The sequence below is a fragment of the Aminivibrio pyruvatiphilus genome (assembly GCF_004366815.1).
GTDB lineage: Bacteria > Synergistota > Synergistia > Synergistales > Aminobacteriaceae > Aminivibrio > Aminivibrio pyruvatiphilus.
This window is the reverse complement of record NZ_SORI01000002.1, coordinates 82,061-94,716: the sequence shown is the minus strand read 5'-3', so window position 1 is coordinate 94,716 and position 12,656 is coordinate 82,061. Positions and strand designations below refer to the sequence as shown.

General features: G+C 60.7%; 11 protein-coding genes and 1 CRISPR repeat array. Of the genes, 8 read left to right on the top strand and 3 right to left on the bottom strand.

Annotated features, from left to right (window positions below; genetic code table 11):
• Positions 1–39: 39 nt before the first annotated feature.
• The 3 genes from serC to C8D99_RS02255 all read right to left on the bottom strand — a co-directional run bounded on the left by serC (position 40) and on the right by C8D99_RS02255 (position 3,033).
• A complete protein-coding gene (serC, locus tag C8D99_RS02265; RefSeq protein WP_133955962.1) occupies positions 40–1,119 on the bottom strand; it encodes a 3-phosphoserine/phosphohydroxythreonine transaminase in 1,080 nt (359 codons plus the stop codon).
• Entirely contained in the window at positions 1,116–2,006 is an 891-nt protein-coding gene (locus C8D99_RS02260; RefSeq protein ID WP_133955960.1) for an NAD(P)-dependent oxidoreductase, read from the bottom strand. The genes serC and C8D99_RS02260 overlap by 4 nt, the downstream gene beginning before the upstream one ends.
• Positions 2,007–2,478: 472 nt before the next feature.
• The gene (locus C8D99_RS02255) at positions 2,479–3,033 is read right to left on the bottom strand and encodes a hypothetical protein (protein WP_133955958.1); all 555 of its coding nucleotides are present in this window, start codon (positions 3,031–3,033) and stop codon (positions 2,479–2,481) included.
• A 307-nt stretch (positions 3,034–3,340) separates the two neighbouring features.
• Between C8D99_RS02255 and C8D99_RS02250 the strand changes: the two genes are divergently transcribed.
• The 8 genes from C8D99_RS02250 (at position 3,341) to C8D99_RS02215 (ending at position 11,127) form a co-directional block, all read left to right on the top strand.
• Positions 3,341–4,993 carry an OPT/YSL family transporter gene (locus tag C8D99_RS02250; RefSeq protein ID WP_133955956.1) on the top strand — a complete coding sequence of 551 codons (1,653 nt, stop codon included), beginning with the start codon at positions 3,341–3,343 and terminating at the stop codon, positions 4,991–4,993.
• Complete coding sequence (locus tag C8D99_RS02245; protein ID WP_133955954.1) at positions 4,993–5,640, top strand: aspartate/glutamate racemase family protein; 648 nt, start codon at positions 4,993–4,995, stop codon at positions 5,638–5,640. The genes C8D99_RS02250 and C8D99_RS02245 overlap by 1 nt, the downstream gene beginning before the upstream one ends.
• 17 nt (positions 5,641–5,657) lie before the next feature.
• Positions 5,658–6,731 (top strand): S-methyl thiohydantoin desulfurase domain-containing protein, encoded by a 1,074-nt coding sequence (locus C8D99_RS02240; protein WP_133955953.1) that lies wholly within the window; start codon positions 5,658–5,660, stop codon positions 6,729–6,731.
• 14 nt (positions 6,732–6,745) lie between these two features.
• The gene (locus C8D99_RS02235; RefSeq protein ID WP_133955951.1) at positions 6,746–7,693 is read left to right on the top strand and encodes a DUF1177 domain-containing protein; all 948 of its coding nucleotides are present in this window, start codon (positions 6,746–6,748) and stop codon (positions 7,691–7,693) included.
• 5 nt (positions 7,694–7,698) lie between these two features.
• Complete coding sequence (locus tag C8D99_RS02230; RefSeq protein WP_133955949.1) at positions 7,699–8,592, top strand: sugar phosphate isomerase family; 894 nt, start codon at positions 7,699–7,701, stop codon at positions 8,590–8,592.
• Positions 8,543–9,217, top strand: coding sequence for an AroM family protein (locus C8D99_RS02225; RefSeq protein ID WP_133955946.1), 675 nt, complete (start codon positions 8,543–8,545; stop codon positions 9,215–9,217). Before C8D99_RS02230 ends, C8D99_RS02225 begins: the two co-directional genes overlap by 50 nt.
• Before the next feature lie 36 nt (positions 9,218–9,253).
• A complete protein-coding gene (locus C8D99_RS02220) occupies positions 9,254–10,201 on the top strand; it encodes an aminopeptidase (protein WP_133955944.1) in 948 nt (315 codons plus the stop codon).
• A gap of 98 nt (positions 10,202–10,299) precedes the next feature.
• On the top strand, positions 10,300–11,127 hold the full coding sequence (locus C8D99_RS02215; RefSeq protein WP_133955942.1) for a cycloisomerase: 828 nt from the start codon (positions 10,300–10,302) through the stop codon (positions 11,125–11,127).
• A gap of 165 nt (positions 11,128–11,292) precedes the next feature.
• A CRISPR array of direct repeats spans positions 11,293–12,648; the repeat unit is 36 nt; unit sequence GTTATAGCTCCCTGCCGCACTCCGAAATGCTACAAT.
• Positions 12,649–12,656: the final 8 nt, after the last annotated feature.

Below are 12,656 nucleotides of genomic sequence, written 5' to 3'. Positions count from 1 at the left end.
TCTTTAAACCGGCTTGAGGAACGCCGTAAACGCCTTGTATTACCCGTTGGCCGCCGCGAAGTCCTTCATGAAGCCGGCCAGGGTCAGGGCTCCTTCCAGGGGCATGGCGTTGTAGAGGGATGCCCTGCATCCTCCCACATCACGGTACCCCTTCAGCCCGATCATATCCAGTGCCTCCGCCTCCTTCAGGAATTTCTTGTCCAGTTCCTCGGAGGGCAGGCGGAAAATGACGTTCATCACGGAACGGCTCTCCTTCTCCACGGGGCAGGAATAGAAGCCCCCGCTGGAATCAATCTCCCGGTAAATGGCCCCCGCCTTTTGGGACGAAAGCTCGCTCATCTTCGCCACCCCGCCCTGGGCCTTCACCCATCTCAGGACAAGCATCATGATGTAGATGGAGAACACGGGGGGAGTGTTGTAGAGCGAATTCTTCTCGGAGTGGATGCCGTAGTTCAGATAGGCGGTCAGCGACTTGGGGCACCGTTCGAGGAGCTTCTCGTGGATGACTGCCACGGCGACTCCCGAAGGGCCCAGGTTCTTCTGCGCGCCCGCGTAGATCATGCTGAATTTCTCCACGGGAAGGGGGGTGCTCATGATGTCGCTCGACATGTCCGCTATCAGGGGAACGTCGCCCGTGTCGGGGAAGGTCTTCCACTGCAGGCCCCCGATGGTCTCGTTCGACGTGATGTGGACGTAGGCCGCGTCCGGGTTGTAGATGGTATCGGATTTCGGAAGGGTGGTGTACTTCGTTTCGGCGCCGTCGAAGACCACCTTCACGTCGCCGATCTTTTTGGCGTCGGAAAGGGCCTTTTTCGCCCACGCGCCGCTGACCACCATGTCGCAGGCCTTCCCGGGCGTCAGGAAGTTCATGGGGACCATGGAGAACTGGAGCGTTGCGCCGCCCCCCAGGAAAATGACCTTGTGGCTCTCGGGCAGGCCGAGCAGTTCCTGAAACAGGGAAATCGTCTCGTTGTGCACGTCTTCGTACATTTTGCTTCTGTGGCTGCACTCGAGGAGGGACAAGCCGTTCCCCCTGTAGTCAACCAGCGTATCCCTTACTTCCTCCAGCACCGGCAGGGGCAGAACCGCCGGGCCGGCCGAAAAATTAAATTTTCTCATCCTTTCAGGTCTCCTTTGACGAAATGATGTATCAGTTCACAGACTTCATCGCTGATTCGAAGCAGGTTCTCCTCGCTGTTCGCCCCTATGTGGGGGGTCATGGTCACGTTGGGCGCCTTCAGCAGGGGGCAGTCCGGGGAAGGGGGATCGGAGAACCAGACATCAGAGGCATAGGCCCCTACCTTGCCGCTCTCCAGGGCAGCCGCCAGGTCTTCCTCGACCACGCACTTTCCCCTCGCCGTATTGATTATTGCAACGCCGTCCTTCATCCAGGAGATGCTTTCCCGGTTGATCATGTTCCGTGTTTCGTCCGTCAGGGGAACGTGGAGGGAAATGTAGTCCGCCTCGGAAAAGGCCTCCTTCAGGGAGCCCCGCACTTCCGCGAAATCGCTCGGAAGCCCCGATTTTCTGCAGGCGATGGTTTTCATCCCGAAGGCCCTGGCCCTGAGGGCCATCTCCCGGGCGATGTTGCCCATGCCCACCAGGCACAGGGTTTTTCCGAACAGCTCGGTTCTCCTTATCTCGTTCTTCAGCCACCGACCCTCGGTCATGGCGACGTGCGCCGTGACCAGCTGGTTCGGGACCGAAATCATCAGGGCGAAGGCGACCTCGGCCACGGAAATGGCGGAAGCCTTCGGCGTGTTTTTAACGACAATGCCCTTCCCGAGGGCATAGGCTGTATCGATGTTGTCGGTGCCCACCCCTCCCCGGATGATCAGCTTCAGGTTCGGAGCGCCGTCGATATACTCCCTGGTGCACTTCGTCTTGCTCCGGACCAGAACGGCATCCGCTTCCGCAAGGCGATTCCTGTCTTCCGTCACTTCTCCGAAGACCGAAAGTCTTTCAGGCAGGCTGGGATCAAAAGCATCGGAAATCAAAATCAGCATACAATGACACCCTTTCGTGAGTATTCTGCTTTCTGATAAAAACGGGTGAGGTCGGAAAGAAAGGTCCGGCAGCAGACCTTGAGGGTTTTTGTCCTGTGAAGCGGAGGTACAGGGGGCTGGAGGTGCGGTATTCGGTTGTGATTGTGTTTCTTGGGGAAGAACCGGTGCTGTTTGCTTGACCTGCAGGTGATGTTTTCTGGTACTCCGGAGGAGCAAAGACATCTGAAAAAAACTGTGTGTTCAGAAAGACCCCCTGCCCTTCGGCGGTGAGCCGTACGGGTATACAACAGGGGGCCTGCAGTTTCGTGCAATCAAGGACCCGGTTGTCAAGGTGCCGAAGATATAATGTATGGTGCAATTGTATGTAACAATTGAATGTAACAATTTTACCATGAATGTTGAAGAAGAAGCCTCTTTTCCTTCAGCAATATTCCAGAAGAAAAAAGAAGAAAATCCCCCTGCCCTTCCTCTCTCATTTCAGCCTTCCCGCGATGACTACGGCGGCTTTGCGGGCCAGGGCGAGATTCTGTTCCTCCTGGGCGGCGTTCATTTCATCCATGGTTTTGAAGGACCCCGCCAGGGGCGAATGAACGGTCAGAAGAAACAGCACCTCTCCCTTCAGCACCCACAGTGCAGTCCCCTCCCAGAAAGCTTCCGCTCCCGGCACCCCCACTTCCAGAAACGTCTTCGAGGCTTCTTCGTGCCTGGTCCGCGCTCCGATCTGGCGGCTGAACACATCCCCCGCCGAGCCGAAAATACCCTCGGCGGCGATCTCCTCCGTGGTGCAGACCCTGAGCGTCACTCCGTACACAGACCCGTCCTTCCTGAAAGAATACCTGCAGCTCTTCCCCGCCGGGGCAACCGTTTCCCGGGAAACCCCCGGCGACACGGGCTCGCTGAACAGCGCCTCCGCATCCGCCTGCGCAAAAAGCCCGCACGGGCCGGGAACCTCCGCACCCCAGGCAGGAACTGACAGAAACCCCGCCGCCAGAGCGGCGGCAATCAAAAAAACCATTGTTCTTCTCATCGGGCTTTCCTCCTTCCGGTACTCGACGTGCAGACTGAAAGACTCCTCTGATGAAAGTTTATATAAGATTGCCGCCTTTTAAACAAGCCGCATTTTCTTTGCGGTGAAAGGGAGGCGGAGATAGCCGGCCGGGGAGCCTTTGAAAACCTGAAAGGCCGGGAGGAAAATTTTTGAAAGTGGGGAAGATTTGCATAATGCATCTGGTAAAACCCGGGCGGGGCTTGTACAATTATTGCATGGTTTTTTGAAAAATGCGTTTCAGAGGAAGTGGAAGTTTCAGGCAAATCGAGGAGAGGGGATGAAAGAAATGGAAAGCACGGAAAAAAGGCAGCATGTGAAGGCCCTTGAAAAGGAAACGCTCATCTTGAGCCTTCTGGTTTCTGCGCTCTCGGCGGTCATCTGCATGCAGATAATCTCCAGAATAGGGATCACGCCGAATACCTCCATCATCGGAGCCCTTATCGCCATGTCTCTTGCCAGGATGCCTTTCCAGGCCATGCACAAGTTCCGGTCCCTGGACCGCCAGAACCTTGTCCAGACCATGACGTCCGGAGCAGGCTTCGCGGCTGCGAACTGCACCCTCCTCGCCGTGGCCATCTTTTACGCCTACGGCGACCTGAGCCTCGTCATACCCATGCTCCTCGGGTCGGGCCTTGCCACGCTCATCGGCATGCACCTCGTGTACCGCCTCTTCGACTCGGAACTCTTTCCCGCCACGGGCACCTGGCCTCCGGGCATCGCCACCGCCCAGGCCCTCATCGCGGGGGATGAAGGCGGCAGAAAGGGGAAGCACCTTCTTCTCGGCGTCTTCCTCGGCGCCCTCGGCAGCAGCAAGCTCTTCACCTTCCCGGCGCTGGGCATAGCGGGCCTTCCCATGGCGGGTGTCGGCATAGCCTTCATAGCCAACGTCTACGCCATGCTGGCCCTGGCCATCGGCCTCCTGGTCCGGGGATATTTTCACCATATCGCTCCCTGGGCCGGACCCATTCTTGCGGGCATCGGCTTTGAAAACGTCACCGACCTCGGCAAGACCTACATTCCCCACGGCGTCATGATCGGCGCCGGAGCCATCTCCCTGGTCCAGGCCATGGTGATTATTTTCCGGCACAGGAAGCCGTCCGCTCCTGCGGGGGAAGAGGCCGCCGAACAGTACACCGTTTCGCCCGAAACGGTGAAAAAGACCCTGTCCGCCCACATCGTCCTCTTCGCCCTCGGCGCGGTGGTGCTGGCGGTCATGAGCGGAATCTGGACCGAAATGCCCATGGAGAAGCTCGTGATCTGGGTACTGTGGTGCACCTTCTCGGCCATCGTCGCGCCCATCCTCGTGGGCCTTTCCGCCATGCACTCCGGATGGTTCCCCGGATTCGCCGTGACGATCATCTTCCTGAGCCTCGGCGTGTTCATGGGGTTCCCTCCCCACGCCCTGATCCTTCTCACCGGGTATGTGGCCAGCACGGGCCCCTGTTTCGCCGATATGGGCTATGACCTCAAGACCGGCTGGATCGTCCGGGGCAGGGGAAGCGACCCCGCATACGAAATGGACGGACGGCGGCAGCAGGTCATCTCCGAGCTGATCGGCGCCTTCATCGCCGTGGGCGTGACGGCCCTCCTGATGAACATGCACTTCAAGCTCGACATGGTACCCCCGGTCAGCAAGGTCTTCGCCGCCACGGTCAAGGCGGGGCTGAACCCGGAAATTCTCAGGCAGCTCGTCATCGCCAGCGTCTTCGGCGCGGCACTGCAGTTCGCGGGTGGGGCGAAAAAAGCCCTGGGGATCCTCTTCGCCACGGGGCTGCTCATCCGCAACCCCATTTACGGCGTCGGTCTCCTGGTGGCCCTTCTCATCAGGCTTCCCCTTGAAAAGAACTTCAAGCCGGAGCTTGAGATCTACGGCGGCGGCCTCGTGGCGGGCGACGGCATTTACGGGTTCGTGAACGCCCTCATAAGGAGCTTCCTGTAATGACAAAACAACGGATCGGCCTCATCCGCGTGCTGACCACGCCGGATGAAAAGCTCCTGAACCTTCACGGCGAGCTCGTTATGCAGTATTTCCCCTGCTTCGACGTGGTTTCCCGCTGCATCCCCGACCAGCCCGAAGGAATTCACGACGGGGAGACGGAGCGGATCGCCGTCCCCAAGGTGCTCGCCCTCGCGAAGGAAATGGAGCGGGAAGGGATGGATGCGGTCATCGTGAGCTGTGCAGGCGACCCGGCGGTGGAGGAGGCCTCCCGGTCCCTCCGGATTCCCGTCATCGGCGCAGGAAGGGCGGCCGCATCGGCCGCCCTGATCACCGGCCTGCCGGTGGGCGTTCTTGGCATTACGAAGATTGTGCCGGAGGCCATGAGCCGCATTCTGGGAAAAAACCTCGCGGCGGATGCGGTGCCCGAAGGGGTGGAGTCCACGCTGGACCTTATGAAGCCCGAAGGCATGCAGGCTTTGGTCGCCGCAGGCCGGTTACTTGCCGGAAGGGGAGCGAGGATGCTCGTTCTTGCCTGCACCGGCATGTCCACCATCGGGGCGGCCGGGATCCTCAGGGAAAAAACCGGCATGCCCGTCATCGATCCCGTGAGGGCCCAGGCCGCTGCGGCGTGGACCGTCCTGGGCTGAAGAGGAGGAGAGAGCCGGTGGCGAAAAGACCCATAACGAAAGAAACGGGAGAAGCCGCCATACTGGGCGGAGCAGTCCTGGGAGGCGGCGGAGGGGGCAGCATGGAGAAGGGGCGCCTCAACCTCAGGGGCGCCCTGGAGGCCGGAGAGGTGGTCCTGGCCGATATCGACGACATCCCTCCGGACACGGTGCTCATCACCGGATCGGCCGTCGGGGCCCCCGCTGCGGCGGAAGCGCGGGTGGAGCCGAAGGACTATGTCCGGGTCGTGGAAATACTGAAAGAAAACGGCTGCCCGGCGCCGGGAGGGTTCATACCCAACGAGTGCGGCGGAAGCTCCATCACCAACGGATGGGTTCCCGCTGCCCTCATGGGCCTGCCGGTGGTGGACGCCCTCTGCAACGGCAGGGCCCATCCCACGGGAGTCATGGGTTCCATGGGGCTCCACAGGGACCCCGGGTACGTCTCCCGCCAGTCCGCCGCCGGCGGAGACCGGGAGAAGGGGCTCTACCTGGAACTGCACGTGGCGGGGAAGCTCGGCAGCGCGTCCTCCATGATCCGGGCGGCGGCGGACAAATCCGGCGGCCTCGTCGCCGTGGCCCGGAACCCGGTGGCGGCGTCCTACGCGAGGGCGCACGGCGCCTGCGGCGCCCTCCGGCAGGCCATGGACCTGGGGGAGCGGATGAGAAAGGCCATGCCCCGGGGCGGGGATGTCGTCCTCGCCTCCATCCTGAATTTCCTCGGCGGTGAGCACATGGTCACCGGGGCGGTGGCCCGGAAGGAGATCGTCACCAGGGGCGGGTTCGACAGCGGCTCCGTCATCGTGGGGGACTTCGAAACCACCTTCTGGAACGAATACATGACGCTGGAGAGCAGGGGCGAACGGCTTGCCACCTTTCCCGACCTCATCATGACCCTCGACGCCGGGTCCGGGCTTCCCGTCACCACGGCGGAAGTAAAGGAAGGGCAGACCGTCATTCTTTTCGTCGTCCCCGCCGACCGGCTCATCCTGGGTGAGGGCATGCGGTGCATGGAACTCATGGAGGAAATCGAGCCCGTGGTGGGTAAGAAAATAGTGGAATACATCAGATAGGAGGGGAAGATCCCATGTCCCTGAAATATGCCATTGAAGCCTACGAACTCCTCGACAGCCCGTCGGCGTCGGGGGAGTCGGTGCGGGAGGCCCTGATTGCCGCAGGCGTCAGCGCCGGCAGCATCACCGTGAAAAAAGTGGAGGGACCGAAAGGCCACACGGACTTCATCAAGGTCTGGTTCTCCGGAAAGAGCGGAAAACGGGGAGGGGGAAAAGCTCCCACCCTCGGCATCGTGGGTCGCCTGGGAGGAATCGGCGCCCGGCCGGAGCGGATAGGCCTCGTCTCTGACGGGGACGGCGCCGTCGCGGCGGTGGCGGCGGCCATGAAGCTCGGCCGGATGGCGAGCCTGGGGGACGTCCTGGCCGGAGACGTGTTCATCTCCACCCACATCTGCCCCAACGCCCCCACCCGGCCCCACGACCCGGTCCCCTTCATGGACTCGCCCATCAACATGGCCATCGCCAACGGCGAGGAAATGAGCGATGAACTCGACGCCGTGCTTTCCATCGACACCACCAGGGGAAACCGGGTGATCAACTGCAGGGGGTTCGCCCTCTCCCCCACGGTGAGGGAGGGGTATATCCTCAGGGTGAGCGAAGACCTTCTCTCCCTGATGGCAAGCGTCACCGGCCGGGCCCCCGTGGTGTTCCCCATCACCACCCAGGACATAACGCCCTACGGCAACGGCCTCTACCACCTGAACAGCATACTGCAGCCCTGCACCGCCACGAAGGCGCCGGTGGTGGGGATCGCCCTGACGGCGGAAACGGCCGTACCGGGGTGCGCCACGGGATCGTCCCAGGTGGTGGATATCGAGGCGGCGGTGCGGTTCGTCATCGAGGCCGCCAAGGAGTTCGGCGAAGGAAAGCTGAGCTTCTGCAGCGAGGAGGAGTTCAGGCGCATGGTGGACCTGTACGGGTCCATGGTCCATCTCCAGACCATGGGCAGAACCACCGGCTGACCGTCATGAAGTGCCAGTTCACCCTCACCGTATCCGAGGGGAAGCGGCTCATAGCCAAAGCCATAGCGTCCCTGCCCGAGGTCCGGAAGGCCCTGTCGGACGGGATGATCCTCCTGAAGGGGGGTACCACGGTCTCCGCCCTGTCCGAAGAACTCTGCGGGCAGCCCCTGAGGATTTCCGGCAGGGTGACTCCCAGGGGAACGGTTTCCTCCGGGGCGGCGGAGCCGGAGGGCGCCCATTCCCTTCTGCTCAGAAGGGGTATGGCCGAAAAGGCGGACGGAAGGCTGGCGGAGATCGCCCGGGAAATGGGCCCTGACGATGTGTGCGTCTGCGGCGCCAACCTCATCGATCCCTGGGGAGGCGCCGCCATGATGGCCGGGAAGGACCTCTGCGGAGAACCCGGCAGCGTCATACCTGCCCTCGAATCCGAGGGCGTGCGGTGTTATGTGGCCGCAGGGCTTGAAAAGCTCTCTCCCGTCCCCCTGAGGGAAGCCTGCGGGAACGCGGGGCGGAAAGCCTCCGTATGGGCCATGGGCATGGCAGTCGGCCTCGTGCCCGTCCCCGGCAGGGTGGTGACGGAACTGGACGCCCTCGCCCTGCTCGGCTGGCCCAGAAGGTGGCTCGTGGGGAGAGGGGGAATTTCCGGGGCCGAGGGTGCTTCCACCTTTTTAGTCGAGGACGGCTCGGAGGAAACCATCCGGGCCCTCCTCGGGCTGCTGCGGAACATAAAGGGGGCCGTAACCAGCGGAATACCGTCATCCATGGAAGAATGCCTCCGGTGCGGCCCGGGCCGTCCGTGGCACCTCGGGTGCGTCTACGGGCGGAACACTCAATTCGGGAGGGATTCCGATGAAAAAAGTGATTGGAACGGTGACCATAGGACAGTCTCCGAGAACTGACGTCATTCCCGACGTGGCCTCCATCCTGGGCCCGGACATCGAAATACGGGAAGCGGGCGCCCTGGACGGTCTTTCCCCTGAAATAATCGCCTCCTTCGCTCCCCGGGAAGGAGACTACGTCCTCGTGACGAGACTCGCTGACGGCTCATCCGTCCAGGTGGCCGAGCGGCACATCACGCCGAGGATCCACGAAAAAATTGCGGAGCACTTCACCGGCGGCATTCCCGTCGTCCTGCTCCTGTGCACCGGGGAATTCCCCGATTTTGAAACCGGCGGCCTCCTCATCCGCCCCCAGAAAGTGCTCTTCAACGCCGTGGCGGCCGTGGCCAAGGGAATGCGGATCGGCATCCTCACCCCTTCCCCCGAGCAGGTGGAGCAGTCGGAACACCGGTGGGGCAGCCTGAGCCCCTTCGTACGGGCGGTGCCGTCATCGCCCTACGTCAACGCCATGGAGGCCGCCCGGGCAGCGGCGGAGGAACTCAAGGAATGGAAGGCGGAAATCACCGTCCTGGACTGCATAGGGTACACCCTGGCCATCCGCTCCCTGGTCCGGGAGATAACGGACAGGCCCGCCCTCCTCGCCAGGGGCGTCGCCGCGAGCATGGTAAAAGAGCTCATAGGCTAAAGACACCCCTGTTTGAAGGGGAGAGGAGGCGGAATAATGGATTTTGTGGAAGTCGCCCGCCGCATTCTTGAGGACAACATGGGGCTGAAGCCCGGTGAAACCTTCCTGGTCCTGTACGACCACACCACTCTTCGCATCGGCGAGAGCCTGTTCGAGGCAGCCGGAACCCTGGGCGCCAAAGCCCTCGCCCTCAGGATGCCCCTTTTGTCCAAAAACGGCGAAGAACCCTTCGCCCCGGCAGCCGCCGCCATGGAGCATGCCGATGTGGTCATCGCCGCCACCGGAACGTCCCTGACCCACACCCAGGCGAAGAAAAGGGCCTGCGCCGCCGGTGCCAGGGTGGCCACCATGCCCAAAATCACCGAGGACATGTTCTTTCACGGCCCCATCACCGCGGATTACGGCAAGGTGGCCGAACTCACCGGCAGGGTCACGGCCCTGCTCTCGGAGGCCAGAGCCGCCGAACTCCACTCCGGAGGTTACGTCCTCCGCATGTCCCTCGAAGGCCGAAGCGGCGTGCCGAGCACCGGCATCTACCGGAACAGGGGAGAGTCGGGGAACCTTCCCACGGGGGAATCCTACATCGCCCCCGTGGAGGGAACGGCGGAAGGGGAAGTCCTGGTGGACGGGTCCTTCGCCGGCATCGGCGTCCTCAGCGCACCCCTGCACCTTGTCTTCCGGAAGGGCCTCCTCGTCAGGGCGGAAGGGCCGGACGCCGAACGGCTGGAAACAATGCTGGGAAACAACCCCGGGGCCCGGAACCTGGCGGAGCTCGGCATAGGAACCAACGACAAAGCCCGGGTCACCGGAGTCATCCTGGAGGACGAAAAAATCTACGGCACCGTCCACATCGCCCTCGGCAGCAACGACACCTTCGGCGGCACCGTGGCGGCAGGCGTCCACGTGGACGGCATCATCACCAGGCCCAGGCTGCTCCTTGACGGAAAGACCGTGGTGGAGGAAGGCAAGGTCCACGCGGGGTAACCCCGGCGCCTGTCCGGAGCTTCACCCTATTGACTGACGGCACGGTCAGGGGAAACCATGTCCGAAAAAACCATGAGCGGTTCGGGGAGGAAGAAAAAATGAAAAAGACAGTATTGCTTTCTTTGGGGCTTGTATTGCTGTTCGCTTCGCTGGCGGGAGCGGCCGAATTCAAGCAGACCGCGGAGTTCAACGTCCCGGAAGCGAACCAGGGGATCGGAGTGGATGAACACCACTTCTATGCCATAGACAACCGGGTCGTCGCCAAGTACGACAAGGCCACCGGAAAGCTCGTCAAGAAATGGGAAGGACCCAAGGACGGGCCCATCATTCACCTCGACAGCGCCGCCGTCATCGACGGAAAAATCTACTGCGCCCATTCCAACTGGAGCGAATGGCCCATGACCAGCTCCATCGAGGTGTGGGACGCCGCAACCCTGGAGCACGTGGCCAACCACAGCTTCGGCATACACTGGGGATCCGCCACCTGGGTGGACCGGCACGACGGATACTGGTGGGTGGCCTTCGCCAACTACGACAGGCCCTACGGCCCCAACAAAACGCCCTACGGGCACAAGATATGCACCACCATAGTCAAGTTCGCCGACAACTGGCAGTGGCTCGAAGCGTGGACCCTCCCCAAGGCAATACTCGAACGGCTGGAGGATATGAGCAATTCGGGAGGCTCCTGGGGAGCCGACGGATTCCTCTACCTGTCGGGCCACGACCCTGCGGAAGTCTACAAATGCAGGCTTCCCAAAATGGGTTCCGTCATCGAGCTGGTGGAAATACTGCCGAAAAACATCCGTGGCCAGGGCATCGCATGGGACAGAAGCGAAACCGGCGTACTCTACGGCATCATCAGGGCCACCAAGGAGGAAAAGGAAAAGGGCATCACCAACAGGGTCATCGTCTCCAAGCTACAGTAGAAAGGGAGCGACAATCCCGTTTTTTTGAGGTCGGCGTGAAAAGCGTCTTTCTTTGACCGTGCCGCGATTTGGAAACTGAGAATGAATGCAAAAACTGCCCGGCGGCCTATCTGAGCTTATTGCGGAAAGGCCGCCGGGTTCATTGAAGGGGCGATGGTACTATCGGTTATAGATCCCTGCCGCACTCCGAAATGCTACAATCGTGCGGTTCGACTCGTCGAAGCTGAGCTTGTTATAGCTCCCTGCCGCACTCCGAAATGCTACAATCTCTCGCCGCTTCCCTGAGAGCCTCTATCTGTTATAGCTCCCTGCCGCACTCCGAAATGCTACAATAGTGCCCGGCTCCGTGCCGCCTTCCTGTCCGTTATAGCTCCCTGCCGCACTCCGAAATGCTACAATTGCGCTGTATATCTCCGCACCGGGTTCACCGTTATAGCTCCCTGCCGCACTCCGAAATGCTACAATAAGGATCGGTCAGGCGAAGCACGTTAGGGTGTTATAGCTCCCTGCCGCACTCCGAAATGCTACAATGCAAACCTTGGCGGAGGCGGGAAAGTTCAGGTTATAGCTCCCTGCCGCACTCCGAAATGCTACAATGCCGGGGGTAGGGGGCGTGTCAAGAATCTAGTTATAGCTCCCTGCCGCACTCCGAAATGCTACAATCTCTCCATATATGTGGAGGGCAATTCCATGGTTATAGCTCCCTGCCGCACTCCGAAATGCTACAATGCGGATTACGCGGCGAAGATCCGGAGCGATGTTATAGCTCCCTGCCGCACTCCGAAATGCTACAATCCCCGATACGTTGTCCAGCCGCACATTTACGTTATAGCTCCCTGCCGCACTCCGAAATGCTACAATCGTTAAATGTCGAAGACCAAGGATAATCAAGTTATAGCTCCCTGCCGCACTCCGAAATGCTACAATCGTGCCCACCAACTCCGTTTTTCCTGCACCGTTATAGCTCCCTGCCGCACTCCGAAATGCTACAATCAAACATTGTGTTTTACCGTCCTGGTGCAGGTTATAGCTCCCTGCCGCACTCCGAAATGCTACAATATTCCAGCGCTACATGGTGGAGCATTTCTGGTTATAGCTCCCTGCCGCACTCCGAAATGCTACAATCGAGGCGTTTCATGGGGATCACTCCTTTCGGTTATAGCTCCCTGCCGCACTCCGAAATGCTACAATCACGACGCGAACAGGTCGGCGTCATTTACGGTTATAGCTCCCTGCCGCACTCCGAAATGCTACAATACAACAGGGTATTTGTCCGGCAGTACGCCAGTTATAGCTCCCTGCCGCACTCCGAAATGCTACAATATCTTGCAGTTCTCGGAGAACACCCCGACCGTTATAGCTCCCTGCCGCACTCCGAAATGCTACAATTATTGCTCCGGCGTATATGTCGTTTGTCTTGTTATAGCTCCCTGCCGCACTCCGAAATGCTACAATCTGCCAACGGGAGGCGGCTCCTTTTTCGCCGTTATAGCTCCCTGCCGCACTCCGAAATGCTACAATATCCTAAC